We start from the raw sequence: 26,844 nt of genomic DNA on the forward strand, positions 1-26,844 counted from the left end.
GGCTTTTCTGGATGTTTCCTAATAGGAATCGTATGCCTAATAGGAAAGAATCGATCTCGATAGCGTTGCAGTATCCGTTTCCGGAGGACCGGGTATTCCGATACCAGGCGATGCAGGACGTCCTCGACGTTCTCATCGACCAACCGTACGCGACGTATTCGATGAGCGAGCTCGCAACCCTCACGGGAGCGAACAAAGGAACGATCTCGAAGGCGGTCAGACTACTTTCCGAACTTGATGCCGTCGAGACTGCACAGGAGGGACGGGCCCGGCAGGTCCGGATCAACCGCGAACGGCTCACGAAACCGGACCCGGTTCTCTCGATCCCACAGGTCGAGTTTCACCAACCAGTCCAGGCGTTTCTTCAACGACTTCAAGACGAGTTGGATGAGTTAGTCGGGGTCGTCCTGTTCGGAAGCGTCGCTCGGGGGGAGGCGGATCGGACCAGTGACATCGACCTATTGGTGATCGTCGACGGAAACAAAACGGCAGCTCGTCGGACTGTCCAGTCAGTCGTCAGTGATCTCGAAGACCAACGGTTCGAAGGGGACCGATACACGTTCCAGCCGATCGTCGAATCGACGGATAGCGTCCAACGAATTGGTGACCGGCTCCGCCCCCAGTTCGACGATGGGATCACGTTGGTCGGCTCCGACCGGCTCTCCGGGCTCCGGACCGAGGTGTACACCGATGAATGACGATATCCGGGACCGATTGGTGAAGGCCGAGCGGACCTTCGAGGGCAGCCCCGGAACGATCGAGGAAGGATTGGACGTCGACGATGCAGAGTTGGTCCAGCTTCGCCGTGCGTGCCGGCTATTGGAGGTCGGATCGAACCTCCTCGAACAGGGGTACTACACAGTTGTGATCGAATCGGCCTTCGTCGCCATCGAGCGCACTATCCAGTTCCGGTTGATCCACGACGGAGCGATGTCCTCCGAGGAGGTCATCAGCAGCCACCGGCGGTTGTACCAACGTGGTGCCGAGGTCGGCCTCTACGACGACGCGTTCGGGGACGACCTCGCCGAGTTGTGGACCCGGAATCGAACGAAGACCGATTACAGGCTTGGTATCGCAACGAAGGAACAGGCCGAGGCAATGTACCGGCTGGCCGACGACATCCACCGGCACCTCGTCGATGTGACTCGGGTGTCACACGAGTGTCTCTGTCGAGATTGATCGGTAGATACTCGAATGGATAGCGATCGGTCAGAGGCCGAGAGAGTTGATTGGAAAAAGAGGTTGGCGGTGAGGAAGGTTTCTCGGCAGGAGTAAATCCAGTCTGTCCGTAGAACTGAAAGCACCCTCGGCCAGGATATCGGAATTTGAATTTGGGAATGCGAATATAACGGTTGAGAACTCAGAGCGGACCTTGCCGGGCCATCGGGACGAGTTGATCAGCCGGTAGCCGGGAACTGGCGGGCTCCAATGAGCGACATATGAACGGGCCGGTGAATAACCCCGCTCTATCGGTAGACCTCCTTCGCCGTGACGAAATGGCTGTATTCTAGTTTCGAGGGAATTGGACTCATCTCCTATTGGCCGGTCGAAAATGGTCGGGATCGGCCCCTGATGATCGGCCGAGATTCCTCGAATTCGGGCAGAGATCGTCTTCTGTGGTCATCCTCCTCGTATCGGAGAAGGGATTCGATCAACCGTTGAACTGTGAGAAAACCGGTAAGCCAAGGGCCGGATTTGAACCGGCGATGGGCGGCTCTGCAGGCCGCTGCGTTAGGCCGAACTCTGCCACCTTGGCGCATCTCACACTATTGCGTTTCAGCGTTTAAGCCTAGCGGTACGGTGTGAAAGACGAAGCGGGCTATCGATCCCCGTTCGAAATGCAGAGCGCCCACGAGACGCGCTGTCTCGTGGGCGCTCGAGTATCTGAATATGAGTGGGAGGCGGCGAGCCAGTGTTCCCAGAGGATCGCTCACTCCAGTACTTGCTGACACGCTGGCAGGCTTAACTTCCGTGTTCGGGATGGGTACGGGTGTCGCCCTGCCGCTCTGGCCGCCTTAACGCCGACTCGTGGACTCGAACCACGTGCTCTCTTCGGTCTTCCGTGAACCGAAGACAGTGACCGTCGTCGGTCATCAGCCATCGCGTAGCGTACGGTAACCATTGTATCGCGCGCAATCCAGCTTCCGCCTGAACCCGTCCACGGAGTGGACTTCAGTGTGATAGTCTCGGACCACCACCCACGTCCAACAGTTTCGTAACCGTGTGTTCTATGCAGAACACTACTACGACACTGTATTCTCGTGGTATGAGTGTGGCTTTGGACTGTTAGTGCTCGCGGGCTTAACACCTCGTTGCCTCGGTGCGTACACCCCGAGTCTATCTAACTCGTCTTCTACGAGTGTCCTCGGTGGTACTTCTTTTTGAGGTGGGTTTCGAGCTTAGATGCGTTCAGCTCTTACCCCGTGGTGCGTGGCTGCTCGGCATCTGCCCTCTCGGACAACCGATACACCAGCGGCACCCAGTCGTAGTTCCTCTCGTACTATACGACCGTTCCTCTCAAGTACCAAAACACCCCCAATAGATAGCAGCCGACCTGTCTCACGACGGTCTAAACCCAGCTCACGACCTCCTTTAATAGGCGAACAACCTCACCCTTGCCTGCTTCTGCACAGGCAGGATGGAGGGAACCGACATCGAGGTAGCAAGCCACTCGGTCGATATGTGCTCTTGCGAGTGACGACTCTGTTATCCCTAAGGTAGCTTTTCTGTCATCAACGGGCCCCATCCAGGAGCCTCGTTGGTTCGCTAGACCACGCTTTCGCGTCAGCGATCCTCGTTGGGAAGATCACTGTCAGACTTCCGTGTGCTCTTGCGCTCTTCTCCGGGTTTCCGACCCGGGTGAGGAAATCTTTGGGCGCGCTCGATATCTTTTCGAGCGCGTACCGCCCCAGTCAAACTGCCCGGCTACCGGTGTCCTCCGCCAGGAGTGAGAGTCGCAGTCACTAACGGGTAGTATTTCACTTGTGTCTGGGTGGCCCGCTAGCGCGGGTACCTCTGTAACGACTCCTACCTATGCTGCACATCAGCGACCACGTCTCAGCGACAGCCTGCAGTAAAGCTCTATAGGGTCTTCGCTTCCCCTTGGGGGTCTCCAGACTCCGCACTGGAACGTACAGTTCACCGGGCCCAGCGTTGGGACAGTGACGCTCTCGTTGATCCATTCATGCAAGCCGCTACTGAAGCGGCAAGGTACTACGCTACCTTAAGAGGGTCATAGTTACCCCCGCCGTTGACGGGTCCTTCGTCCTCTTGTACGAGGTGTTCAGATACCCGCACTGGGCAGGATTCAGTGACCGTACGAGTCCTTGCGGATTTGCGGTCACCTATGTTGTTACTAGACAGTCGGAGCGTCCGAGTCACTGCGACCTGCTCGGTCAAAAGCAGGTATCCCTTCTTCCGAAGGTACGGGACTAACTTGCCGAATTCCCTAACGCCGGTTGCTCCCGACGGGCCGTGGCTTTCGCTGCCTGAGCACCTGTGTCGGATCTCGGTACGGTCGCCGTGCGTCTTTTCACGGGCTCTCGGTACCAGCGACTTGCGCTGTCTCGTGATTCGATCGCTTCGTACCGTTACGGTTTCCACGATGTTCCACGATTCGACGGGGCGAAGGCCCCGCTCGCTGTTTCCCAAAGCGTCGACAATATGCACGGTGGTACTGGAATATTAACCAGTTTCCCTGGTTGTCCCGGTCGAATTACGGCGGGACTTAGGACCGACTAACCCTCGGCTGATTAGCAGTGCCGAGGAACCCTTGCTCGTTTGGCCGTCGGGGGTCTCACCCGACTCTCGCTGCTACTGTGACCAGGATTTTCGTTACTATACGGTCCACGCGAGCTCTCGCCCGTGCTTCCGCCCGTACAGTACGCCAAGCCTACTAGGTCGTCCGGTGAAGGACGCTGCCAGGTCTCGGTGGTAGATTTGAGCCCCGATCATTTTGGGCGCCTCGAACCTCGGCCGGTAAGCTGTTACGCTTTTCTTAGAGGGTAGCTGCTTCTAAGCTCACCTCCCGGCTGTTTAGGGCTCGAGACCACCTTCGATCGCACTTAATCTACACTTGGGGACCTTAACCCGGCTCTGGGTTGTCTCCCTCACGGTACACAGGCTTACCCCGCATACCGGATTCCCGACGTCTGTGGCGTCTGCAAGTTCGGAGTTTGACAGGAAGGCCGACTCCTCTCGGAGGCGGGACTTCCAATCGGTCGCTCTACCTCGCAGACTACCTCGGTCGAGGTCATGCTTCGACATGTTTCGGCTGGAACCAGCTGTTGCCGAGTTCGATGGGCCTTTCACCCCTACGCACGAGTCAGAGGAGGGTATTGTAGGACACCATCCCTTCAGGCCTCCACGCAGCTTTCGCCACGCTTCACCTTGCTCGCGCGTAGATCACTCGGTTTCGGGTCGCATCATCGGGACTCCCCGCGCTTGAACACGGCGGCCCTGGTCCGGAAGGACTGCGGCCATATCGGTTTCCCTGTGCCTGCCCGGATGATCCGGTTAGGCTTGCCTCGATAATGCACTCCCTGGGTCGTTTTTCAAAACGCACGACGCGACACCGGCTTCCTCGAAGTCCTACTGGTGGGTCGCCCCACGGTCGTTTATTCGAGGACCTTGTATGCCTCGTCGTTCTATCACTGACTGAGTTCAGGCCCTATTGCACCGCCCTGTTCGGGGTGCTTTTCAGCGTTCGCTCACGCTACTTGTTCGCTATCGGTCTCGAGGAGTGATTTAGTCTTCGCAGTTGATGCCTGCGGTAGTCACGAGGAATATCCAATCCCCGCTACTCTGGAGTTGGTCCGGAAACACGCGTTCACGATACGGGACTGTCACCCTGTGTCGTACTCCGTTCCAGGAGATTTCTCGTGAAGTTGTGTTTCGTTGTGACCAGTCCGAACACCACATTTCCCGTGAGGGATTCGGTTTGGACTGTGTCGCGTTCACTCGCGGTTAGTAACGACATCGCGTTTGCTTTCTGTTCCTGCTCCTACTGAGATGTTTCAATTCGGAGCGTTCCCCATTGCGCGAAGCAATTGCGGTGGGGATTCCCATTCGGAGATCCCGAGTTCTTAGTCTCCGTGCGACTCCCTCGGGCTTTTCGCAGCTTGGCACGTCCGTCGTCGGCTCTCGAGCCGAGCCATTCACCAGCCAGTACAGTAGCCAGTTTGAGTGTCGTGTGGTTACGACTCGCCTGTAGGTGTCACGCGTAGTGCGGGACAACTACAGACGACTGTTTGCTGTTGGTTGCAAGTTGAATTGCAGTTGAGTTGGTGATCTGAGACGTCCACAATGTGTCCGTCCTCGGTGGACGGGTTCAGTGGGCGTCTGGATTGCGCGCGTACAATGGTCGTCATTGAACGTCCGGTGGCTGCCGGAGCGTCCGTCGAACCCTTCCTATCCGCGTTTTCACGGGATAGTGCATCAGTTCGTGTCCACTCCAGTCGAGTAGACTGTCCCACTTAAGGGACTCGTTCTGTGTTCGAGTGGAGTGGGTGATGGACCCGCTGGGATTTGAACCCAGGGCGTCCTCCTTGCAAAGGAGGTGCTCTACCGCTGAGCTACGGGCCCGTGTTAGCCTTGGTGGTTCTTAGGTGCCTGTCTGGCGTCTGTTGAATCGTGAACGGGATCACGCGATGAGTGAAAGTGGGCTAGGCGCGGCGGCCTAGTCCCGGTCTGTAGGAGGTGATCCAGCCGCAGATTCCCCTACGGCTACCTTGTTACGACTTAAGCCCCCTTGCGAAGCCCAGATTCGACCATTGTGAAATGGCCTCATCCGGACCTCACTCGGGTGCTTTGACGGGCGGTGTGTGCAAGGAGCAGGGACGTATTCACCGCACTCTTGTGAAGTGCGATTACTACCGAATCCAGCTTCATGCGGGCGAGTTTCAGCCCGCAATCCGAACTACGATCAAGTTTCGGAGATTAGCGCCCTCTTTCGAGGTTGCAACCCATTGTCTTGACCATTGTAGCCCGCGTGTAGCCCAGCTCATTCGGGGCATACTGACCTACCGTTGCCCGTTCCTTCCTCCAGTTTGGCACTGGCAGTCCTCTTAATGTACCCAGCCAGTCGAAACTGCTGCTGGCAATTAGGAGTGCGGGTCTCGCTCGTTGCCTGACTTAACAGGACGCCTCACGGTACGAGCTGACGGCGGCCATGCACCTCCTCTCTACAGCTCGTGATGAGGTCATCAACCTGACCGTCATTACTGTAGTCGGAGCTGGTGAGATGTCCGGCGTTGAGTCCAATTAAACCGCAGGCTCCTCCGGTTGTAGTGCTCCCCCGCCAATTCCTTTAAGTTTCATCCTTGCAGACGTACTTCCCAGGCGGTTCGCTTCTCGGCTTCCCTACGGCACAGCACAGGCGCGTAGCCTGTGCCACACCTAGCGAACATCGTTTACGGCTAGGACTACCCGGGTATCTAATCCGGTTCGAGACCCTAGCTTTCGTCCCTCACTGTCGGATCCGTCTTCTCGAGATGCTTTCGCCATCGGTGGTCCGTTCGGGATTACGGGATTTCACTCCTACCCCGGACGTACCTCTCGAGCCTTCCGGTCCCAAGCCCTGAAGTTTCCGCCGGACGCCCACACGTTGAGCGTGTGGATTTCCCGACGGACTTTCAGGGCCAGCTACGGACGCTTTAGGCCCAATAAGATTGGCCATCACTTGAGCTGCCGGTATTACCGCGGCGGCTGGCACCGGTCTTGCCCAGCTCTTGTTCGTGTACCGCCCTACGGTACACAAAAGCGAGGACGATATGCCCTCGCACTCGGAGTCCCCTTATCGCACTGGCGTGCAGTGTAAAGGTTTCGCGCCTGCTGCGCCCCGTAGGGCCCGGAATCTTGTCTCAGATTCCGTCTCCGGGCTCTTGCTCTCACAACCCGTACCGATTATGGGCACGGTGGGCCGTTACCCCACCGTCTACCTAATCGGCCGCAGCCTCATCCTACAGCACCGTAGTGTTTGTGACTCCCGGCGTTCCAGCGTGGGAGTTCTATGACGAGTTAGCCTCAGTTTCCCGAGGTTATTCGTCTCTGTAGGGTAGGTTGGCCACGTGTTACTGAGCTATCTGCCACGAGTGTGAACTCGTGCGACTAGCATGGCTAAATCGGACTCCGATAGCAATGGCCTCCGGCAGGATCAACCGGAATGGGTCTCCCCCGTAAGGGGGAGGGGTGTGGCGGGATTTTCCCCTCGGAGAGGGGAGAATCACCAATCGTCATTGCGTGGTCCGTTCAGTGGTTCGGTTGACACCAGACAGGTGTCACCGAACCACCAAGGCTAACATCAGATCCCATCTGTACGGCGGACCGCAGGGGTGGAATCCTCATCTCTTGCGGACGTAAGCGTACGTCGGATGGAGCCATAAAGGCACCGATCCGGTTCGCTTGTCGACCGAAGTCGACTCGTCCGAGCGGGCGCGGGATCGAACCGCACCCAGTCGCGGTGTGTCTTTCGCATTCATCCGAACTGGACTTGAACACTTAAGCCCATCGTATCGTTCCCGGCTCGCGTTCGAGCCGAGACGGCGAGGGCGTGCTCGGAGTCCAGGTCGTCGAAGGTCCCGTCCGGGCCGTCCCGGCCGGGCTTCCGCGTATCTCTACGAATGCCGGGGTGACATAAAAGGTCGTCGAACCGTCCCCGCCTCGTTATGCGATTTCACACCGCGAGAGTGTGAGAAGCGTAGCCCCGGAGAGGCGAGTCGAGAGCGCCAGTTGGAGCCGCGTGCTCGCGGGGACGGACGCCAGCGACCCACCTCGGGAGGACGAGCGCAATAATAGTCAATTGTCAGATAACTACGGGTCGACCGTGCTGCTCTCGATCGGGGCGACGATCCGATCGAACGCGACAGGGGGACAGTCGGCGGTCGACCGAGAGGCCGGCAGCTACCGGCGGTTTCCCGGCGAGTAACACGAGTCACTTCGGCGAAAGCGTATCGCGCGGTCGGAGGCCGACACGTCATCCCACGCGTTCGGCGTGCGGTCGAGTCGGGTGGTAACCGCGCACCGAACAGTCGAGACGGGATCGGGAAAGCGGTGTCGAATGTGGGCGACGCTGACGGCCGAGAGCGTTCGGCTGCCGACGGACGCGAGAGAACAGGGAGAGCGAAGCCAGGCCCTAACGGGAAGCGCAGGCCGGCGTCGCGTGGGCGCGCCGAGAGTTACTTTTCGATGTGCTCGATCCCCTGCTTCGAGACGTTTCCTCTCGTGACCGTCGAGACCTCGTTCTGCTGCATCCACCCCGGCTTGTCGTTGGGCGCCGTATCCCGCCACGCCCACGCGTCGTAGACGTGTACCCGGTCCGTCCCGCGTTCGAGCAGGCGGATCTCGGTCGCGTCCGCCTTCGCCTCGTCCTCGGACTCGTAGGAGTCGTAGCCTTCGAGGCGGCGGGCCGCTTTGAGCGCGGCCTGTCGCGGCATCCGGCCGGTGAACTGCTTGGTCTTCTCCCCGTTCTCGAGCATCACGAAGTTCCGTTTACCGTCCTCTCGTACCATCGGTGTGAACCTCTATGTCAAGGATGCACATAGTTCGGCATAAATATATCGGCAAAATCGACTGCGGCGTCGGGGTCGGCGCCGGCGAACCCGGCGACATACGGGTGACACGGAGCGCGTTTCGGCGCCGGAGCGATCGGGCGGGGAGAGACACCGAGCCGTTCGACCCGATCGGCGCTCCGACCGGAACCGTCGAACGCGGCGAAACGGGCGAGCTGGAGCGGGACGGGTGGAGTCGGGTGGTTCGGTCCGGGATCGACCGAGAAGGCACGTAAACAACACTTATGTATGTGCTGTGGCGAATCTTGGCCTAGACAGCTCCGATGGTCCGGAAAAAGAAGCTCAGCCCGAGTGGCGCGAAAGACGACGACGGCGAGTACCACAACGTCCACGTGAACCTCCACGAGGACGAACTCGCCGTGGCCGGAATGGAGATCGGCGACGAGGTGTTCGTTCGGGTCCGGGATGGAAAGATCATCATCCAGAAGGCGGATCCCGATTCCGTCGAGCACGACCTCTGAAGGCCCGATGAACCCAGGTATCGACCGTCCGGGACGGACGCCTCCGACGGACCGAACGCGACGGGCGGGAAAACAGTGATCCGCGCTGCGTACCGCGCCCTCAGGCCCGCGCTCTTTTCGCTGCCCGCGGAGACTGCGCACGGAGCGGTACACGACGGCCTCCGAGCGATCCAGCACACGCCCGTAGAGGACGTCCTTCGGGACCGCCTCGCCGTCGACGACGAGCGACTCGCGGTCGACGCGTTCGGTACCTCGTTCGCGAATCCGGTCGGCGTCGCCGCCGGGTTCGACAAGAACGCCGAACTGCCCGCCGTCCTCGGCGCGCTCGGCTTCGGCCACGTCGAGGTCGGGGGCGTCACCGCGCACGCGCAACCCGGCAACCCCCGCCCGCGGATGTTCCGACTCGTCGAGGACCGCGCCATCGTCAACCGGATGGGGCTCAACAACGAGGGCGCCGACGCCGTCGGCGAGCGGCTCCGGACGAGCCCCGACCCCGGGATCCCCGTCGGCGTCAACGTCGCGCTCTCGGAGGCGACCGACGCCGCCGACGCGCCCGCGGACTACCGCTACACCTACGAGCGGGTCGCCGACGTCGCCGACTACCTCGCGGTCAACGTCTCCTGTCCCAACAGCGAGGGGATGCGCGAACTGCAGAACCGCGACTCCCTGGAGGCGATCCTCGGCGAACTCGTCGACGCCGGCGCGGAACCGCTGCTCGTGAAGCTCTCGCCGGACCTCCCCGAACCGGCGATCGAGGACGCGCTGGCCGTCGTCGACGACTTCGGTCTGGACGGCGTCATCGCCACCAACACGACCACCGACCGGCCGTCGGCGCTGAAGAGCCCCAAGCGAGCCGAGAAGGGCGGCCTCTCCGGCAAGCCGATCGAGAGCGAGGCGACCGAGATGGTCCGCTTCGTCGCCGAGCGGACCGACGTTCCCGTGATCGGCGTCGGCGGCGTCTCCGACGCCGCGGGCGCGTACGCGAAGATCCGCGCGGGGGCGAGCCTCGTCCAACTGTACACCGGACTGATCTACGAGGGGCCGACGCTCGCGCGCGACATCAACGAGGGACTCCTCGAACTGCTCGACCGGGACGGCTTCGAGAGCGTCGAGGACGCGGTCGGCGCGGATCTGTAGTCCGGTCGCGGACGACGCGGAAGATCAGGTCCGGTGCGAACGAGACCTCATCCGCGCCGTGGACGAGACTCAGTCCTCGCGGTGGACGATGACGATCGCGTCGCCGGCCTCGACCATCTCGCCGTCGCCGAGGTACTGTCTCTCCTCTTCGATCTCGAACATCTCCGGGTCCAGTTCGACGCCGGCGACCTGAAGTGCGCCATCCGCGGTCTCGTAGTCGCCGTCCGCGAGCGCGGCTTCGATCTCCGAGACCTGACTGCCGAACTCGGGGCCGACCAGCGAGTAATCGAGGTCGACGCCGGTGACGACCGACTCGACCGCGGGGCGCTCCTCGAGCGTTTCCAACTCGTCGACGTGCATCACGCCGGAGATGTCCGTCTCGAATCCGGAGACGTCGCCCCAGACCTCGACGCGGTCGAGTTCGGCGTTCATCGAGAGCTGCTGGTCGCTCTTGTACTTCCGGAGCGCGCCGACGACGGCCATCGCCGTCTCGCCGGCCTCGAAGTCGGCGTCGACGCCGAGCGGTTCGGGCCAGCCGCTGTTGTGGACGCTCTCCGGAGCGTCGTACATATCGTGCCACAGCTCCTCGGTCGCGTGCGCGAGGATCGGCGAGAACAGTTTGAGGAAGCGCCGGTGGGCGACGTCGAGCGTGTACGCCGCGGAGGCACTCTCCTCGCCCTCGCGGACGCGCTGTTTCGCGATCTCGAGGTAGTCGTCACAGAACGTGTGCCAGAAGAAGCCGCGGAGGCCGTCGCGGGCCTTCGAGAACTCCCGGCTCTCGAAGCGCTCTGTGACCCGCTCGATCTCCCGGTCTAAGGAGGCGAGCAGCCAGCGGTCGAGTTCGGTGAGGTCGTCGTGGTCGAACTCGGCGGGGGCCTCGTCGGTCAGGCTCTCGACGAGTTTCGAGGCGTTCCAGAGCTTCCGCAGGAGCTTCTCGCCCGCGCGGAGGCCCTTCTCCGAGTAGGGCAGGTCGTCGCCGACGGCCGACCCCGCGGCCCAGTAGCGCGCGGCGTCGACGGGGTACTTCGAGACGACCTCGTCGGGCGCGACGATGTTCCCCTTCGACTTCGACATCTTCTCTCTGTTCTCGTCGAGCACCATCCCGTTGATCATCACGCTGTCGAACGGCACCTCGCCGGTGTGCTCGTAGCACTTCACGACCGTGTGGAACAGCCAGAAGGAGATGATGTCGTGGCCCTGCGGGCGGAGGTCGAACTGGTAGAGTTCGGGTTTCTCGAAGGTGTACTCCCCTTCCTCTTCGTCCCAGTCCCACCCGGCGTTGATCAGCGGCGTCAGCGACGAGGTCGCCCAGGTGTCGAGGACGTCGTCCTCGGGCTCGAACTCGTCGTGGCCGCACTCGGGGCAGGTCTCGACCGGCGGGTCGTCGCTCAGCGGATCGACCGGGAGGGACTCCTTCTCCGCGAGGACGACGTGCTCGCAGTCGGCGCAGTACCACACCGGGAACGGGATCCCCGAGGAGCGCTGCCGGGAGATGGCCCAGTCCCACTGGAGCCCCTCGATCCAGTTTTTGTACCTGGTGAACATCTTCTCGGGGTACCAGTCCATCTCTCTTCCCGCTTCGAGGTACTCGTCGGTCTTATCGAGCAGTTCGACGTACCACTGGTCCTTCACGAGGAACTCGACGCTCGTCCCGCAGCGCTCGTGGACGTTCACCGTGTGGGTGATCGAACGGCGATCTAAGAGCGCGCCGTCGTCGTCGAGGTCGGAGACGATGGCCTCGCGGGCCTCGTCGGAGGAGAGCCCCTCGTAGTCGCCGGCGACGTCGGTCAGCGTCCCCGACTCGTCGATGGCGATCCGGAGGTCGAGGTCGTGCGCCTGGTACCACTCGATGTCGGTCTGGTCGCCGAACGTACAGCACATCACGACGCCCGAGCCGGTCTCCATATCGACCCGCTCGTCCTCGATGATCGGGACCTCCTGATCGAAGAGGGGAACCCGCGCCTCCCGGCCGACGAGGTACTGGTTCTCGTCGTCGTCCGGGTGGACGAACACCGCGACGCAGGCGGGCAGGAGCTCCGGCCGGGTCGTCGAGATGGTGAACGTCTCGTTCTCGTCGCCCGCGTCGCTCTCGGCGTCCCCGTCGCCGCTCCCGACAACCTCGAAGGCGATGTCGTGGAAGTGACTCGGCTGCACGTCGTCCTCGGTCTCGACCTGCGAGATCGCGGTCTCACACTCGGGACACCAGATCGCCGGCGCGCGCTGGCGGTACTCGCGGCCCTGCTCGTGCAGGTCGATGAACGAGAGCTGCGAGATCCGGCGGACCTCGGGCGAGATCGTCTGGTACGTCTGGTTCCAGTCGATCGAGATGCCGAGGCTCTGCATCTTCTCGGTGAACTCCGCCTCGTACTCCGCACAGACCTCCTGGGTCATCCGCTGGAACTCCCGGCGCTCGTAGTCCTGGTGGCGGACGTCGAGTTCCTCCTCGGCGAGGCGCTCGGAGGCGATGCCGTTGTCGTCGTAGCCGAACGGGAAGTAGACGTCCTCGCCTCTCATCCGGTTGAACCGAGCGACGAAGTCCTGCAGCGTGAAGCCGTAGACGTGGCCCCAGTGCAGGCTCCCGGATACCGTCGGCGGCGGCGAGTCGATCGAGAAGGCGGTGTCGGGGTTCTCCGCACCGCCCTCGTACGCGTAGGTCTCGTCGTCGACCCACCTGTCTTGCCACTTCTGCTCGACGGTTTCGGGGTCGTATTCTCCGCTCGGCATTCTCGGGAGGAAATACCGGCGGGCGGCGTGTTAAGTCACTCGATTGGTCGTCTGAAGGGTACGTCGCGGCCGCCTCAGCGACGACAGCAAACGGTCTCTGTGGATCGGCGTTGGTGTAAGAGGGGTTTTTAATAGTAAGGAGAGTTGAATAGCAGTAAGGGAATGGCCGTGTCAGAAGACGCGACAGTCACGAGCAAAGGGCAGGTGACGATTCCGAAACGGATCCGCGAGAAGCTCGGACTCGACGCGGGGACGGAGGTCGAGTTCGTCCTCGAAGAGGACGGGACGATACGCGTCCGGCAGAAGGAGCCCGCGATGGACCGGCTCCGCGCGGTCAAAGAGCGGTTGGCGGAGCGCGACGTCGACGTCGAGAGGATGCGCCGCGAGTCGAAGGCCGAGTGGGAGTCGCACTACGACGGGGACGCGGTGTGATCTTTCTCGACTCGTGGGTGTGGCTGGAATACCTCTTCAGCGGCGAGAAGGACGACGAGGCCGGGGCGCTCATCCAGCGAGCGAATACCCCGGAGGAGGGGGGACTCATCACGCCGACGGTGCTCGCGGAGATCTCTTACCGACTCCGCGTCGTCGAAGACGCTGAGGCGGCCCAAGAGGCGGTCCGTGCCGTTCACGACTACGAATACATCGACAGCGTCCCCCTGATCGACGAGATCGCGGAATACGCCGCCGAACTCCGATACGAGTACTACGAACCGGGAGAGCGCGAGCTGTCCTACGCCGACGCGGTCCACCTCGCCACGGCGGTCGTTCACGACGACTGTGACGCGCTCTACTCGGGCGATCCCGGCTTCGCCGATCTCGACGAGATCGAGACGGTCGTACTGTAGCGACCGCTACTCCCCGCCGAGCGCTTCGAGGTCGAACTCGAAGGCCGCGACCGGGAGTTCGAGGTCGTGCTCGACCAGGACTTCCGGATGCAGTTCGCCGACGATCCCGACGGTCTCACCGTCGATCACGACGGAGGCGACGCGCCCGTCGATGAACGAGGGGTGCGTCGTCGGCGGCGTCTCCAACGCCACGTCGAAGTCGCGGCAGACCGCCTGCAGACGCGCTTTCGCGTCCTCGTAGGTAGCGTCGTTGCGCGCGAGCACGCCCGCGACGTGCCGGCGCTCCCGCACGCGGGTGTTGACGTCGTCGTCGCGCTCGGCCACGAGGCCGACCTCCGCGAGGTCCTGCGGGTACGCGCGGTGGGTGTTGTTCTCCAAGACCATCACGAGCGAGGGCAGCGCCCACGGTCGCAGGATCGTGTAGTCCTCGCTGTAGGGTTCGGTGATCCGGACCGGGTCGCCGCCGCCGAGGTGGTCGCCGCCGGCGTCGACGTTCATCCGGTCGTAGGCCTCTTCCTCGCTCGTCATGTGGAAGTTCAGCAGGTCCTCGAAGCCGAGGCCGGTCAGGACGTTTCGGGTCGCGGCCTCCAGTCTGGAGCGCTCGTGGCGGCCGCCGACAGTCCCCACGTCGGGGTAGCGCGGTTCGAGTTCGTCGAAGCCGTACGCGCGCCCCACGTCGTCGACGAGGTCCAGGGGGTGAAGCACGTCGGTCCGGTACGGCGGGATCGACACCTCGTAGGCGGTTCCGCTGGCTTCCGTCTCCGCTCCGTCGTCCTCGACGGCCGCGCCGAGACCGGAGCGCTCGAAGAGGTCGACGACCTCTTCGACGTCGAGGTCGACGCCGAGCATCGTCTCGATGCGGTCGTGGGAGACCGACTTCGTCTCGACCTCGAAGTCGGGCCGCACGAGCGTCCGCTCGCCCTCCGGCGACGACTCGCCGTACTCGACTTCGACCTCCTCGATCGTCGCCCCGCGCGCGGAGAGCGCGTAGCAGATGATGTTGCACATCCGGTCGATCGTCCACTGGTCCGTCCCGGTGAGTTCGACGAGCAGTTCGCGGGACTCCGTCGACACCTCGGTCCGGCGGCCGTTGATGACCGGCGGGAACGAGAACAGGCCGAGTTCGTCGTAGATCGCCGGGTAGCGGTCGTACTCGGAGACGATGTCGGCGTACGTCTCGCCCGTCGGGTGTTCTTCGAGCACCTCGGCGGGCGTCATCTCGCGGTCGCTGTCCAGCGGGACGAACGTGTCGCCCTCGGGGTCGATCCCCGTGTAGGTGATCGAGTTGCCGTCCCCCTCCTCGGTGAGGGCATCGCCCTTGATCGCGACGAGGTCGTGGATTCCGATCGCGCCCTTCGCGCGCTTGCGGCCCATCGTCGCGTGGAGTTTCTCCTGCAACTGGATCAGCGAGTCCAGCGCGGACTCGTCGAGGTCGACGCCGCGGACGATCGCGCCCGTGACGTACGGCCGCTCGTCGGGCACGTCGCCGTCGACGACGTACGTGAAGTCGGGGTCGTTCGTGCTCGGCACGTCGACGCCGCGGTCGTCGCCGTAGTGATAGCGGAGGGAACGGGCGACGCCCTCGACGGAGAGCCGATCCAGGCGGTCGGGGCCGAACTCGAACTGCAGCAGTCCCTCCTCGGTCTCGCCCTCGAACTCCAGTCCGAGGCCGAACAGGTCCGATTTCAGTTCCTCGTCGCCCTTCTCCTCGTGGCCGGTCAGTTCCCGAAGCTCGTCGGGATCGATGTCGACGACAGGCATCAGTAGGTCGCCTCCGCGCCGCGGAGGAAGTCGAGATCGGCTAACGTGCCGTGCAGGTCGCGGATGTCCTCGGCGCCCGTGGTGAGCATCGCGAGCCGTTCCAGCGCCAGCCCCCACGCCATCACGTCGTGCTCGACGCCGAGCGGTTCCAGCACCTCGTCGCGGAACATTCCCGAATTTCCTATCTCGATCAGTTCGCCCGTCGTGGGGTGGCGGCCGAACAGCTCGAACGAGGGCTCGGTGTAGGGGTTGTAGTGCGGCTTGAACTGGACGTCCGTAATTCCGAACTGTTCGTAGAACTCGACGAACGTGCCCATCAGGTCCCTGACGGAGAGGTCCTCGGCCATCACCCACCCCTCGATCTGGAAGAACTCCAGGAGGTGGGTCGCGTCGAGGGTGTCGTTTCGGTACACCTTCTCGACGGAGAAGTACCGCTGCGGGGGTTCGAGGTCGCCGATCTGGGTACCGGAGAGGTAGCGCATCGACAGCGACGTGGTGTGACCGCGCAGCGCGATGGCGCGCGCGAAGTCCTCCGACCAGGGAGAATGATACCCGTCGCCGTCCTCGCCGACGCCCTCGCGGTGGGCGCGCTCGACGTTGTCGACGAGGTCCTCGGGGAGGTCCTCGATCGGCGGGACGTCGAGCGCGAAGCGGTCCCAGTGGGTCCGCGCCGGGTGGTCCTGCGGCATGAACAGGCAGTCGTTGATCCAGAAGTCCGCGTCGGCGTGGGGGCCGTCCATCTCCTGGAAGCCCATCCCGACGAGGACGTCCTTCACGCGCTCGGCGGTCTGACGGAGGACGTGCGTCTTGCCGCCGCGGACCTCGGGGGCGTCGGCCTCGACGTTGTACTCCGTGAACTCGACGTCTCGCCACTCGCCCGAGGTGAGCATCTCGGGAGTCAAACGGTCGACCGTCTCCGCGGCCTCGACGCCCTCCATCAGCGCCGTGACGCCCGCGTCGGTGAGCGTGACCGTCCGGACGGTCCGCTCGTGACGGTCGAGGAGGTTCCGGGAGACGAGTTGATCGAGGACATCGTCGTCGACGTCGGCGAGCGGGTCCTCGTCGGATCCGACGCCCGCACTGCCGGCGTCGCCTGCATCGGAGCCGTCGGTATCGGCTGCATCCGATCCGTCGGCGTCACCTGCACCCGCGCCGTCTGCGGCGTTCGCGAGAGCGACGAGCGCGACCGCCTCGGGGTCGGATCCGGCGTCGGCGTCGCCGTCGGCGGAGAGTTCGCCGCTGTCGATGTTCCCGTATCCCTTCCGCCCGAAGTTCGCCAGCGCGATGTCGACCTCCGGACCGTCGAGGTCGGCGGCGCCGATCACCTGACCCATCTGCACCGGCTCCTCGTCGGCCCCGGCGTCGACCGCGGCGCGGTAGAGTCGCACCTCGGGGAGGCCGGCGTCGACGTACGCGCGGCCCTCCTCAGTCAGTTCGTACTCGGTCGACGCGGTCTCCGCGACGTCGAGCAGCCCGTCGTCACGGAGTTCGAAGACGGCCTGCGTCGCCGTCTCCGGCTTCAGGCCCGCCGCCTGGGCGAGTCGATCGATCGGCTGTTCCTCCGTCGCGCTCGCGGCGTTCAGCACCGCGACCTGTGGTTCTGGAAGTTTCATTTATCTCGTGTCGTGGATCTCGCTGCAGCGTCGGTCGTTGTCGCGTCTACCGAACGGCCGCCAGTTAGCAGTTCCGAAGACGGTGGACGGTCGCGTGCCCGGAAACGGGGCCGACCGGGCGTCCGAAGGCCGGCGACGCGTCCGCGATCCGGCCGAACCGAGTCGAGCGGTTTCCCCGCCGACCGCGACGCGCCGTCGGAGAACGGCACGTCCGGTCGACGGCTCCGCCGCCCTCACTCGCTCCGGGAAAAGAACTCGGACCCGTCGCCGTCGGTCGGTCGCGGATCGACGCCGCGCGCGGTGGATTCGGGTCCAGAGCGCATATATGGGAGAGGCTTCCTGGCGAACAAAACAGTTGCGAATGCGTGCAGTGTGCTCCCACAGGACAGCCACGGCGGAGTCCGTGTCGGTCGGTCCGGCGCGCATTTATCAACCGAGCCGTCGTAGAGGGGCGTATGCCCGAAGAGGTCCTGTTCAAATCCGAGAGTCCTCAGAGCCGAGAAGAGATCGCGGCGTACCTGCGATCGGTCGCCGACAAACTCGAATCCGGGGAAGCCATCACCCTCAGCGCCGGCGGCGAGTCGGTGACGATGGAGCCCCCGGCGCGGCCGACGTTCGAGGTGAAAGCCGAGCGCGAGGGGCCGACGGGAGGATCGGGAGAGCTGAGCGTCGAGTTCGAACTGGAGTGGGACGAGGGCGGAGAAGGCGGCGACGCCGCCGACAGCGGCCTGTCGATCGAGTAGCGAACGGACGCGAAACGTGGCTCAGTCGTCGCCGGGCGCGACGCCCCGCCGCGGCGACTCGAGCGTGATGTCGAGGTCGTCGAGGAGGTCCTCGACCTCCGCGCGCTTCTCCTGGTGCTCTTCGAGGAACTCGCGCATCAGCTCGGCGGCCTGCTCCTTGCAGCCGCCGCAGAGGCGCTCGCCGCCGACGCACTCGTCGTAGACCTCCTTCGCGAACTCGTCGTCGTCGCCCGCGAGCAGGTAGGCGTACAGTTCGTAGACCGGACACTCGTCGGCTTCGCCGCCCAGTTCTCGCTGTTCCTCGGCGGTGTCGCGGCCGCCGGTGGTCGCCGCCTTCACCTTGTCGTAGCCCTCCTCGGGGTCGTCGAGCAGCGAGATGTGCGAGGCCGGGATCGACGAGGACATCTTCCCGCCCGTCAGGCCGGTCATAAAGCGGTGGTAGATCGACGACGGCGGGACGAACCCGTAGCCGCCGTGATCGAGTTCGACCTCCCGCGCGAGTTCCTCGGCCTCGCTCGCGTCGAGGTCGAAGGCGTCGACGTGCGCGTCGTAGCGCCGCTTCTCACCGTCGATCGTCTCGACGAGCGCCTCGAAAGCGTCGTCGGTGGCGTTGAGATCGAGGAAACGAACGCGGGGACGGAGCGGCTCCATCCCGGCGTTCTCGAGTTTCTCGATCGCGGAGTCTCGGACCGCGTCGTCGACGACGACGCCGAGTGCGTCGAGGGCGTCGTCGCCGCCGGCTTCGTCGTCGGGATCGGCCCGTTCGGCGAGCCACGCGCCCGCCTCCTCACACCGGGGGCGTTCGGGCTCCTCGGCGTACGCCTCGCGTTCCTCGTAGACGGCCGCGACGAGCGCCCGTTCGGCGTCGTCGAGTTCGAAGCTCGCGTACGCCTCGGTCACCCCGAAGAATCGCATCCGCGCCGCGAGGTCGCGGGCGAACCGGACGTGGGGGTCCTGGTCCGGGCCGACGGGGATGACCGTCGGCTTCGGCTCCTCCAACTGCGGATAGAGGATGTCGGCCATCTGCGTGACCACCGACTGCATGTGCGAGACGTTGGTCTCGCCGTCGAAGCCGTAGATGCCCTGGAACTCCGAGAAGTTCGCCTTCGAGCCGAGTTCGAAGGCGAGGTCCTGGAGTTCGCGGTTGTCGGACTGCCGGTAGAGTTCGCCCTCCTCGGGGTCGAAGCCGAGCGCGAGCAGGCTCAGGAGGTAATCGCGGGCGTGCTCGTCGATCTCTTCCCAGGTCATCCCGCGCGCGGAGTGCGCCTCAAGGTCGGCGATCAGGCCGTAGGCGTCGGCGCCCTGCTCCTGGTGCCAGATGATCTCGTCGAAGACGAGTTTGTGGCCGATGTGGGGGTCGCCGGTGGGCATGAAGCCCGAGAGGACCGCCGCCGGGTCGTCGTTCCGAAGGGCCTCGGCGACGGGAGAGTAGTCGCGGTGGCCGAAGATGACGCCGCGGCGCATCAGGTAGTGGGGGTTCGGGACCTCGGGGAGGACGTCGTCGAACTCGCCGATGCCGAACTCCTCGAAGAGCTTTCGGTAGTCGGAGACGGTCGAGGACCCCCACGGGTCGAGCGCGACGTCGTCCGCACCGGCGGCCGAATCGCTCTCGGCGCCGCCGTCCGTCCGCGCTCGGACGGTCTCCGGCGCTGTCGCTGCGTCGGCGCGCGCAGCGTCGGTTGCGTCGCCGTCCTCCGTCTCGCGGGCGTCGTGGTCTCGTGTCATGGGGTAACGCGGGCTACCGAGAGCCAGTCTATCTCGCCGTTCGCCGCGGTGAGCGCAAAAACCATTCGCTTCCGGACCCCGCCGGCGAGGCGGACGTCGAGCGAGAGGTCCCGCGGATAGAACGCGTGATTCGGCGCGCCCACGCGCACGAGGTCCGTCGAGTGACTCAGCGAGTCGACGTCGGTGAACTCCTCGTAGACGCGGAAGTCCGAACCGAACTTGAAGCCGCTCTTCGGAACGACGCCGCGGTCCCTGAGCGCCGCGTAGGTCCGGAGGCGTCTGTCGAACCGCTCGCCCTCGACGTCGCGGCCGAGCGCCACGACGGCGTCGGGATCGACGTCGACGACGCCGCGCTGGGCGAGGTACGCGCCCTCGACGAGCGAGAGCTGAAGCGGCCCCGACTCGGCGTTGCGACCGAACAGCCGCTGGCCGTAGAAGTGGTCCTCGTAGAGCTCCTCGGCGGCCTCATAGCAGACCACGCGGTCGTCGAGCAGGTCGGCCTCGACCGAACTCGGCAGATCGGCCTCGACCCTCGACGGGAGGGTTCCTGGTTCGCGTCCATCCTCGCCGCTTCCCTCCTCACCGATCGCCGGATCGCCGTCGGTCTCGAAGTAGGTCAGGTCACCGTCCTCGTCGACGATCGCGAGGACGACGTCACCGAGCGACGCCGCCGAGATCCGCTCGCGCTCGCCCGCGACGCGGATCCGGTAGGCGACCTCGTCGTCCCAAGGGCCCTTGCCGCGTGGGTAGACGACGAAGTCGATTCCGGTGTCTCCCGCGACCGCGTCGTCGACGCCGGGCCAGTCCTCGCGCGCTGGCGAGAGATAGAACCCGCGGTCGCGGAGGTCCTTGTAGACCGCGAACCGGAGAGTCGCCCCCGTTGTCACGAGGAACTCGCGGAAGCCCAGGCGGGGCGCGTCGCCGTCGGGAGCAGCCGACTCGTCGACGACGGCGTCGAGGTCGCCGCGCGAGAGGAGGTGGGCGGCCTCGACGGGGGCCAGTTCGATGCGGTTGCGGTCGAGCGGGCGGCCGTAGCCCCGGGCGTCGTAGAACCGCTGTCTGGCGTCGCCGCCGACGCGGACCACGCCGTCGGCCAGTGTCCCGTCCATACTTCCTCTGGCGGCCGGCGGCGACATAGGGGCTGCGATTATCGGGATACGGTGGGTGCTGTCGTGGCGTGCCTGGTATCGGAGAGCGGTCGATAGCGATGCCTCTGCAAGCCCCTTGCGATCCCACCCGACAGCACCGCTCCTCGCCCTCCCCAGCCGACTCCTCGCTCACGGCGTTCGCTCGTCGCCCCTCGCGCGGCGTGACCGCGCGACGGAGCGCGCGGCAGCACGCGCCAGAGAGTTGTGCGGGTGGTCGAATAGGCGGTTTCCGCAGCTACCCCTCGAACCGTTCACAGGTCGCGTCCAGACACCGCCGTCCGCGCGCGGTCTCGAAGACCGGCAGTCCGCAGGCGCAGTCGTCGACGACGACGCCGGCGGGGATCGCGAAGGCCGTCTCGCAGTCGGGGTAGGCGTCGCAACCGGCGAGCAGGCGGCCGCCGCGGCGGATGATTCGCAGCGGCGATCCACAGTCCGGACAGGTCCACTCGCCGTCGAACCGTTCGCGGACGGCGTCGTCGAGCGACTCACACGAGCGGTCGAGACAGATCTCGAAGGCGTCGCCCGCCTCCGCGCGGATCTTCGGGAGGCCGCAGGACTCGCAGGTTTCGTCGAGGACGGTCGCACCCGCGGGAAGCGAATACCGGACGTCGGAGTCGAGCCCGCGGACGTCGCCCCCCGCGCGGACGAGCGGTTCGCCCGTATCGGGGTGTGAGCCGACCGGGACGCCGGCCTCCGTGACGGGATACTCGACCCAGCCGGAGCTCTCGTGGGAAACCACCCTGAGGACCTGCTCGCCGGCCCTGGCGACGAGGCCGAAGCCCCCCTCGTCGGTCTCGACCGTGAGGGAGTCGGGACGGGTCAGCCACGCCACGGGCTGGTAGCCGTCGGCGTCGTGGACGAGGGTGGTCCGATCGGGTTTGACCACGACCGCGACGCGTCCGCGCTGGGTTCGGGCGCGGGCGCCCTCGAAGGTCGTCGTGCAGTCGCCGGCGAAGACGCGGATCGTCTCTGACATACGGGGGGCCTGGCCCCGTCTTCGGTGATAAACACTCTCACGAAGGCATTTGCGGGAGGGCGTTCGACCCCCTGTATGGACGTACCCGACGGCACGGTGTTGTTCGACATGGACGGCGTGTTGGTGGATTCGGAGACCTACTGGCACCGCTTCGAGGACGAGTGGGTGTTCGCGGCGGCGATCGAGAGCGGGTCGCCCGCACACGAGGAGGTCACCGGGATGCCGTACTACGAGATCTACGACTACCTCGACGCGGAGTACGGGACCGCCGTGAGCAGAGACGAGTTCACGTCGAAGTACGAGGAGCGCGCGGAGTCGCTGTACGGCGAGCAGGTCGCGTTGACCGACGGGGTTCCGGAACTGTTCGACGGGATCCGGGCCGACGAGCCGGCTCTCGGCATCGTCTCCTCGGCGCGCCGGTCCTGGATCGACATCGTCCGCGAACGCTTCGGCCTCGACCCGCTCGATCTGGTGTTGAGCGCCGAGGAGATTGACGAGCCCGGAAAGCCGGAACCGCACGTCTACGAGCACGCGGCGTCGGAACTCGGCTTCGACCCGGCCGAGTGCGTCGTCGTCGAGGACTCGATCAACGGCATCGAGTCCGCCGTGCGTGCGGGCGCGTTCACGATCGCCTTCCGATCGACGCACAACGCCGATCTGGACCTCTCCCGCGCCGACGTCGTCGCCGGCAGTTTCGACGAGTTGCGGGAGGTCCTGTTCGAGAGCTAAGTACCGAATCGACCGGCGACGTGTCTTGCACCTCGACCGCAGCGCCTTCTACCCCAGGACCGCGACACCTCCGCACCCCGACCGCGACACCTCCGCACCCCGACCGCGACACCTCCGCACCCCGACCGCGACACCTCCGCACCCCGACCGCGACACCTCCGCACCCCGACCGGCGACGGCCTACTCCACGTCGACCGTTCTGGTCGCGCGAACGGGATGCAACGGCTCGCCCGGGAACGTCACCTCGACGACGAACTCCAGTTCTTCGGCGTTCGCGCCGAAGACGCCCACCGGGACCGAGAGCGAATCGGAGAGGTACGCCTCCTTCGTCGTCATCTCGACGTCGTTGACGGTCACGCGGACTCCCACGGCGGCGCCACCGCCCGCGTTGCGAACGGTGACCTCGCACATCTCGTTCTCGCCGGGCGCGATGTCGTCGGGGAACGAACCCCACGACACCTCGATGGCGGGGAAGTTCTCGGCGTTCTTCGCGATCCGCTCGGCGACGCCCGTCGAGAGCCCGGCGCGTTCGAGTTCGTCGGCCCCGGCGTCGACGACGTCGGCGGGGCTGTGGAGTCCGCCCGTCGCGAGCGACCGCGCCCGGTTCGGGCCGATGCCGTCGACGGCGGTGAGGCCGACCGCCTCGCGCGGGACGCCGTGCTCGACGCGGGCCTCCACCCGGCGGGCGAGGTTCGCCGCCCGCGGTCCGGCGAACTCTCCGAGGAACTCACGGAGCGCCGAGAGGAGTCGCAGGGCGTTCTGCCGGATGATCCAGGCGTCCGAGCGCAGGTCCGCGGGCGTGCTGTTGGCCATCCCGGCGTGGAGGATCGCGAGCACCTTCCGCGGGCCGTCCTCCAGCGTCGTCGACACGTCCGAGAGGACCGCGTCGACGGCGTCGGTCTCGGACTGCCGCGCGGAGACCGAGTGAAACTCCTCGGCACCGGCGACGGCCTCTAAGATACCGTCTGCGGAGATCTGCTCTCGCTCACAGAGGTCGTGGAAGCGCTCTGCGGTCTCCAGTCGGAGGTAGTACTTCGAGGCGAGGCGACCGAGCGCGGTGCCCCGAACCGAGAGGTCCTCGCCCATCTCGACGAAGCCGCGCGCGACGAGCGATTCGAGCGTCTCCCGCACGCGCCCGCGGAGGTTCTCGAAGTCGTACGCCGCCGGCTTCGACTTCGCGCGCTGGTAGTAGAACGTCGTCTCCAGCCACGACATCACGTCGTCGAGGTCACGGATCGTGCCCATCGCGATCTCGGCGTTGAGGTGGGAGTCCAGATCCTCGGCCAGCCGCGACTCGATCTCCTTGCCCTCCCGCAGGAGCTTCCGGTACTTGTCGGCGTCCGCGCGGTCGCAGACGACCCACCCGTAGCCGACGTCGTCGTAGCCGGGCCGGCCCGCGCGTCCGAGCATCTGGAGGATGTCCAGCGGCGAGATGTCGACTTCCCCCTCCAGGGGGTCGTGGTACTTCGTGTCGCGGATGACGACGCAGCGCGCCGGGAGGTTCACGCCCCACGCGAGCGTCGACGTCGAGAAGAGCAGCTGGATCTTCCCCTGCTTGAACCACTCCTCGACGCGGTCGCGGTCGTCCTTCGAGAGGCCGGCGTGGTGGAACGCGACGCCGTCGGGCGCGGCCTTGGCGAGTTCGTCGTCGTCGAGTTCCTTCGCGTCGGTGTGGAAGTCGTAGTCGCCGCGGGCGCCCATCGGGACGTCGCGCTTGGCGATCTCGTCTCGCGACTTGCCGGCGGCCCGCACCGCGTCCTGCCGCGAGGAGACGAACACGAGCGCCTGGCCGTCCTCGCGGATGTGCTCCTCCGCGAGGTCGAGCGCGCTGTAGAGCCGGCGGTACTTGTCGGCGAAGGCGTTGTCGCCGTGCGTGTACGTCTCCACGCCCGCGTGGAGGTCGACCGGGCGGTACTCCTCGCCGAACTCGAAGGTCGTCTCCGGAACCGCGTCCAGCCACGCGGCGACGTCCTCGATGTTGGGCATCGTCGCCGAGAGCGCGACGACGCGCGGGTCGCAGATGCGGCGGAGCCGCGAGACGGTCACCTCGAGGACGCCGCCGCGGGTGTCCGAATCGAGGAGGTGGACCTCGTCGATGACGCAGCAGTCGACGTCGGCGACGAACGAGTAGCGCGCGGAGTCGTGCTTCCGCGTCGCCGAGTCGGTCTTCTCGGGCGTCATCACGAGGATGTCCGCGCGCTCGGCGCGTCGCGGGTTCAGGTCCCGCTCGCCGGTGACGACGTAGACCGAGTAGCCGAGGTCCTCGAAGCGCTCCCACTCCGATTCCTTCTCGTTGGTGAGCGCGCGCAGCGGGGCGATGAAGAGCGCCGTGCCGCCGCGGTCGAGCGTCCGGCAGATCGCGAGTTCCGCGAGCGCGGTCTTGCCCGACGCCGTCGGTGCGGCGGCGACGACGTTCTCGTCGCGTTCGAGGATCGCCGGCGCGGCCTCGCGCTGCATCCGGTTGAACTCCTCGAACCCGAAGGCGTCGGCGAACTCGGGGACGACCTCTGTGACTTTCACGCCTCGCACCCCCGATCGGGCGGCGAGAGAGCGACGCCCGTCGGAACGGGGCGGATCGGAGTCGGAGAGACCGGAGCGAAACGGGTCATACAGGAGGGGAGACCTCCGGCGGCAAAGTCGTTTCTCCATCGTCGCTCCCGTCGTGGTCCACCGCCTTCTTCGCCGGACGCTATTCCGAGGAACGCCGGCGCGGGAGGAGCTGCCCCCAGACGCGCTTGTCGAGCAACCGGACCGTCGTCGGCTCCTCGACCCTGACCTGACAGGAGAGCCGCGGGTAGCCGAACCGGCGCGCGGCCGCGTCGTGCCAGTGTGTCGGCTCCGGCGCGGGGTCGACCTCGACGGTGCAGGTCGCACACAGGCCGCGGCCGCCGCAGTTGGCGTGTCGCGAGACGGTCCCGTAGACGGGGAACCCCCGATCGACCAGCGCGTCGCGGAGGACCACGCCGCGTTCGACTTCGAGGACCGTCTCGTCGTCGCCGTCGAGGACCGTCAGCGGGACGAGATCGCCCATACGACCGCGTCGGTCGCCCGGGTTCTCAGTCTACTGGCCGCCGGGCGGTCGTCGACGCTTGGACTGCCGGAATTCGACTCACGGACGCGCGGCGAGAGTTTATTACAGAGGGCGGGACCAGCACCCCCGTGATCTGACAGCCACCCCGCGTCGGGCAGCGGTCGTTCGGCACGTCGGCGCGGGGTGACGGTGTGAGGGGTCATCGTCGTGCGGGTGCCGACTGTTCGCCAAAATCGCGAGTCCGACCGTCGGCGTTAGATGCGCATCGCCCGGCTCCCGCGAGCGACTGCTACCCGGATCCGGCGCGGGCGGGAGTCCCGCGAAACGAGCGGGGGCTTCCGAAGTCATCTCTGTCACGCTCATCCGTTCACCGACAGCATCGACTCGATGCTGCTAGTAACCCGCAGGCTTTTGCTCGCCCGCTCGAAGGGGAAAACATGAGCGGGAGGCAGAAGCCGGACTGGCTGAAGATGCGTCCGCCGTCGGGACGGCAGTTCACCGACATCAAGGAGACGCTCCGCGACCGCGACCTCCACACGGTCTGTGAGGAGGCGAACTGCCCGAACATGGGCGAGTGCTGGAGCGGCCGCAACGGCCCGGGAACGGCGACGTTTATGTTGATGGGCGATCGCTGCTCGCGAGGCTGTAACTTCTGCGACGTCGAGACCGGCGGGATGGAGGCGCTCGATCCCGAGGAACCGTCGAACGTCGCCGACGCCGTCGCGGAGATCGGGCTGGACTACGTCGTCTTGACCTCCGTCGACCGCGACGACCTCCCGGACCAGGGCGCGGGACACTTCGCGCGGACGATCCGCGAGATCAAAGAGCGCGATCCGGGGATCCTCGTGGAGGTGCTCATCCCCGACTTCCAGGGCGAGCCCGAGCTGGTTGGGAAGATCATCGACGCCGGACCGGACGTGATCGCGCACAACATCGAGACCGTCGAACGCCTGCAGTGGCCCGTGCGCGACCGCCGCGCCGACTACGAGCAGTCGCTGTCGGTGCTCGAACAGGTGTCCGAGGAGTCCGAGGTCTACACGAAGACCTCCATCATGCTCGGCCTCGGCGAGTACGACCACGAGATCTACCAGACGCTCTCGGACCTGCGGGAGGCCGACGTCGACGTCGTCACGCTGGGGCAGTACCTCCAGCCCTCGCGGTCGCACCTGGACGTCTTCGAGTACGTCCACCCCGACGCCTTCGAGACGTGGCGGCGGGTGGCCGAGGAGGAACTCGGCTTCCTCTACTGCGCGTCGGGACCGATGGTCCGCTCGTCGTACAAGGCCGGCGAGCTGTTCGTCGACGCCGTGCTCCGGGAGGGCAAGAGCGTCGCGGACGCGCGGCAGCGAGCGCGGACGGCGGGCGACTGACCGCGCAAAAGCTA

The 26,844-nt window shown here is 65.2% G+C and carries 19 protein-coding genes, 2 tRNA genes and 3 rRNA genes; 10 read left to right on the forward strand and 14 right to left on the reverse strand.

The annotated features are described in order from the left end of the window. Nucleotides 1-32 precede the first annotated feature (32 nt). Both DV707_RS00130 and DV707_RS00135 read left to right on the forward strand, forming a co-directional pair. On the forward strand, nucleotides 33-698 hold the full coding sequence (locus DV707_RS00130; RefSeq protein ID WP_235010855.1) for a nucleotidyltransferase domain-containing protein: 666 nt from the start codon (nucleotides 33-35) through the stop codon (nucleotides 696-698). Continuing rightward, nucleotides 691-1,179 (forward strand): hypothetical protein, encoded by a 489-nt coding sequence (locus tag DV707_RS00135; RefSeq protein WP_103993018.1) that lies wholly within the window; start codon nucleotides 691-693, stop codon nucleotides 1,177-1,179. The genes DV707_RS00130 and DV707_RS00135 overlap by 8 nt, the downstream gene beginning before the upstream one ends. A gap of 501 nt (nucleotides 1,180-1,680) precedes the next feature. Here the strand turns inward: DV707_RS00135 and DV707_RS00140 are convergent. The 5 genes from DV707_RS00140 to DV707_RS00160 all read right to left on the reverse strand — a co-directional run bounded on the left by DV707_RS00140 (nucleotide 1,681) and on the right by DV707_RS00160 (nucleotide 7,164). Continuing rightward, nucleotides 1,681-1,756 (reverse strand) — tRNA-Cys (locus DV707_RS00140). Between the two features lie 140 nt (nucleotides 1,757-1,896). Next, nucleotides 1,897-2,018 (reverse strand): 5S ribosomal RNA (gene rrf, locus DV707_RS00145). A 249-nt stretch (nucleotides 2,019-2,267) separates the two neighbouring features. Then, a 23S ribosomal RNA gene (locus DV707_RS00150) occupies nucleotides 2,268-5,184 on the reverse strand. A gap of 327 nt (nucleotides 5,185-5,511) precedes the next feature. Continuing rightward, a tRNA-Ala gene (locus DV707_RS00155) sits at nucleotides 5,512-5,583 on the reverse strand. A 109-nt stretch (nucleotides 5,584-5,692) separates the two neighbouring features. Then, a 16S ribosomal RNA gene (locus tag DV707_RS00160) occupies nucleotides 5,693-7,164 on the reverse strand. The 16S, 23S and 5S rRNA genes sit together here with 2 tRNA genes alongside, the layout of an rRNA operon. A gap of 523 nt (nucleotides 7,165-7,687) precedes the next feature. Here DV707_RS00160 and DV707_RS00165 point away from each other — a divergent pair. Beyond that, on the forward strand, nucleotides 7,688-7,924 hold the full coding sequence (locus DV707_RS00165; RefSeq protein ID WP_136361774.1) for a hypothetical protein: 237 nt from the start codon (nucleotides 7,688-7,690) through the stop codon (nucleotides 7,922-7,924). Between the two features lie 250 nt (nucleotides 7,925-8,174). Here the strand turns inward: DV707_RS00165 and DV707_RS00170 are convergent, their stop codons facing one another. After that, a complete protein-coding gene (locus tag DV707_RS00170; RefSeq protein ID WP_103991179.1) occupies nucleotides 8,175-8,507 on the reverse strand; it encodes a non-histone chromosomal MC1 family protein in 333 nt (110 codons plus the stop codon). Between the two features lie 323 nt (nucleotides 8,508-8,830). On the opposite strand from DV707_RS00170, the gene DV707_RS00175 reads away from it, so the two are divergent. After that, the gene (locus tag DV707_RS00175) at nucleotides 8,831-9,028 is read left to right on the forward strand and encodes a hypothetical protein (RefSeq protein ID WP_103991177.1); all 198 of its coding nucleotides are present in this window, start codon (nucleotides 8,831-8,833) and stop codon (nucleotides 9,026-9,028) included. A 78-nt stretch (nucleotides 9,029-9,106) separates the two neighbouring features. After that, complete coding sequence (locus DV707_RS00180; protein WP_103991295.1) at nucleotides 9,107-10,165, forward strand: quinone-dependent dihydroorotate dehydrogenase; 1,059 nt, start codon at nucleotides 9,107-9,109, stop codon at nucleotides 10,163-10,165. A 69-nt stretch (nucleotides 10,166-10,234) separates the two neighbouring features. Here the strand turns inward: DV707_RS00180 and DV707_RS00185 are convergent, their stop codons facing one another. After that, nucleotides 10,235-12,889 carry a valine--tRNA ligase gene (locus DV707_RS00185; RefSeq protein ID WP_103991176.1) on the reverse strand — a complete coding sequence of 885 codons (2,655 nt, stop codon included), beginning with the start codon at nucleotides 12,887-12,889 and terminating at the stop codon, nucleotides 10,235-10,237. A 162-nt stretch (nucleotides 12,890-13,051) separates the two neighbouring features. Between DV707_RS00185 and DV707_RS00190 the strand changes: the two genes are divergently transcribed. Then, nucleotides 13,052-13,321 carry an AbrB/MazE/SpoVT family DNA-binding domain-containing protein gene (locus DV707_RS00190; protein WP_103991175.1) on the forward strand — a complete coding sequence of 90 codons (270 nt, stop codon included), beginning with the start codon at nucleotides 13,052-13,054 and terminating at the stop codon, nucleotides 13,319-13,321. Then, nucleotides 13,318-13,734, forward strand: coding sequence for a type II toxin-antitoxin system VapC family toxin (locus tag DV707_RS00195; protein WP_103991174.1), 417 nt, complete (start codon nucleotides 13,318-13,320; stop codon nucleotides 13,732-13,734). The genes DV707_RS00190 and DV707_RS00195 overlap by 4 nt, the downstream gene beginning before the upstream one ends. Before the next feature lie 6 nt (nucleotides 13,735-13,740). Here DV707_RS00195 and pheT read toward each other — a convergent pair whose 3' ends face one another. Continuing rightward, complete coding sequence (gene pheT / locus DV707_RS00200; RefSeq protein WP_103991173.1) at nucleotides 13,741-15,495, reverse strand: phenylalanine--tRNA ligase subunit beta; 1,755 nt, start codon at nucleotides 15,493-15,495, stop codon at nucleotides 13,741-13,743. Next, nucleotides 15,495-17,108: a phenylalanine--tRNA ligase subunit alpha gene (gene pheS, locus DV707_RS00205; RefSeq protein ID WP_103991172.1), complete on the reverse strand. Its 1,614-nt coding sequence runs from the start codon at nucleotides 17,106-17,108 to the stop codon at nucleotides 15,495-15,497. Before pheS ends, pheT begins: the two co-directional genes overlap by 1 nt. Nucleotides 17,109-17,563: 455 nt before the next feature. Between pheS and DV707_RS00210 the strand changes: the two genes are divergently transcribed. Beyond that, entirely contained in the window at nucleotides 17,564-17,851 is a 288-nt protein-coding gene (locus tag DV707_RS00210; RefSeq protein WP_103991171.1) for an amphi-Trp domain-containing protein, read from the forward strand. Nucleotides 17,852-17,872: 21 nt separating this feature from the next. On the opposite strand, the gene DV707_RS00215 is transcribed toward DV707_RS00210, so the two are convergent. The 3 genes from DV707_RS00215 to DV707_RS00225 all read right to left on the reverse strand — a co-directional run bounded on the left by DV707_RS00215 (nucleotide 17,873) and on the right by DV707_RS00225 (nucleotide 21,700). After that, on the reverse strand, nucleotides 17,873-19,576 hold the full coding sequence (locus DV707_RS00215) for a tryptophan--tRNA ligase (protein ID WP_103991170.1): 1,704 nt from the start codon (nucleotides 19,574-19,576) through the stop codon (nucleotides 17,873-17,875). After that, nucleotides 19,573-20,685, reverse strand: a complete 1,113-nt coding sequence (gene endA / locus DV707_RS00220; protein WP_103991169.1) for a tRNA-intron lyase — start codon at nucleotides 20,683-20,685, stop codon at nucleotides 19,573-19,575. The genes DV707_RS00215 and endA overlap by 4 nt, the downstream gene beginning before the upstream one ends. 274 nt (nucleotides 20,686-20,959) lie before the next feature. After that, nucleotides 20,960-21,700 (reverse strand): endonuclease NucS domain-containing protein, encoded by a 741-nt coding sequence (locus DV707_RS00225; protein WP_103991168.1) that lies wholly within the window; start codon nucleotides 21,698-21,700, stop codon nucleotides 20,960-20,962. A gap of 75 nt (nucleotides 21,701-21,775) precedes the next feature. Between DV707_RS00225 and DV707_RS00230 the strand changes: the two genes are divergently transcribed. Then, entirely contained in the window at nucleotides 21,776-22,429 is a 654-nt protein-coding gene (locus DV707_RS00230; protein WP_103991167.1) for an HAD family hydrolase, read from the forward strand. Nucleotides 22,430-22,609: 180 nt separating this feature from the next. On the opposite strand, the gene DV707_RS00235 is transcribed toward DV707_RS00230, so the two are convergent. Both DV707_RS00235 and DV707_RS00240 read right to left on the reverse strand, forming a co-directional pair. Beyond that, on the reverse strand, nucleotides 22,610-24,949 hold the full coding sequence (locus tag DV707_RS00235) for a DEAD/DEAH box helicase (protein WP_103991166.1): 2,340 nt from the start codon (nucleotides 24,947-24,949) through the stop codon (nucleotides 22,610-22,612). 169 nt (nucleotides 24,950-25,118) lie between these two features. Further along, the gene (locus DV707_RS00240; RefSeq protein ID WP_103991165.1) at nucleotides 25,119-25,460 is read right to left on the reverse strand and encodes a 2Fe-2S iron-sulfur cluster-binding protein; all 342 of its coding nucleotides are present in this window, start codon (nucleotides 25,458-25,460) and stop codon (nucleotides 25,119-25,121) included. A gap of 437 nt (nucleotides 25,461-25,897) precedes the next feature. On the opposite strand from DV707_RS00240, the gene lipA reads away from it, so the two are divergent. Beyond that, nucleotides 25,898-26,830 carry a lipoyl synthase gene (lipA, locus tag DV707_RS00245; protein ID WP_103991164.1) on the forward strand — a complete coding sequence of 311 codons (933 nt, stop codon included), beginning with the start codon at nucleotides 25,898-25,900 and terminating at the stop codon, nucleotides 26,828-26,830. Nucleotides 26,831-26,844 lie beyond the last annotated feature (14 nt).

This window comes from Halobellus limi, assembly GCF_004799685.1.
GTDB classification, from domain to species: domain Archaea; phylum Halobacteriota; class Halobacteria; order Halobacteriales; family Haloferacaceae; genus Haloquadratum; species Haloquadratum limi.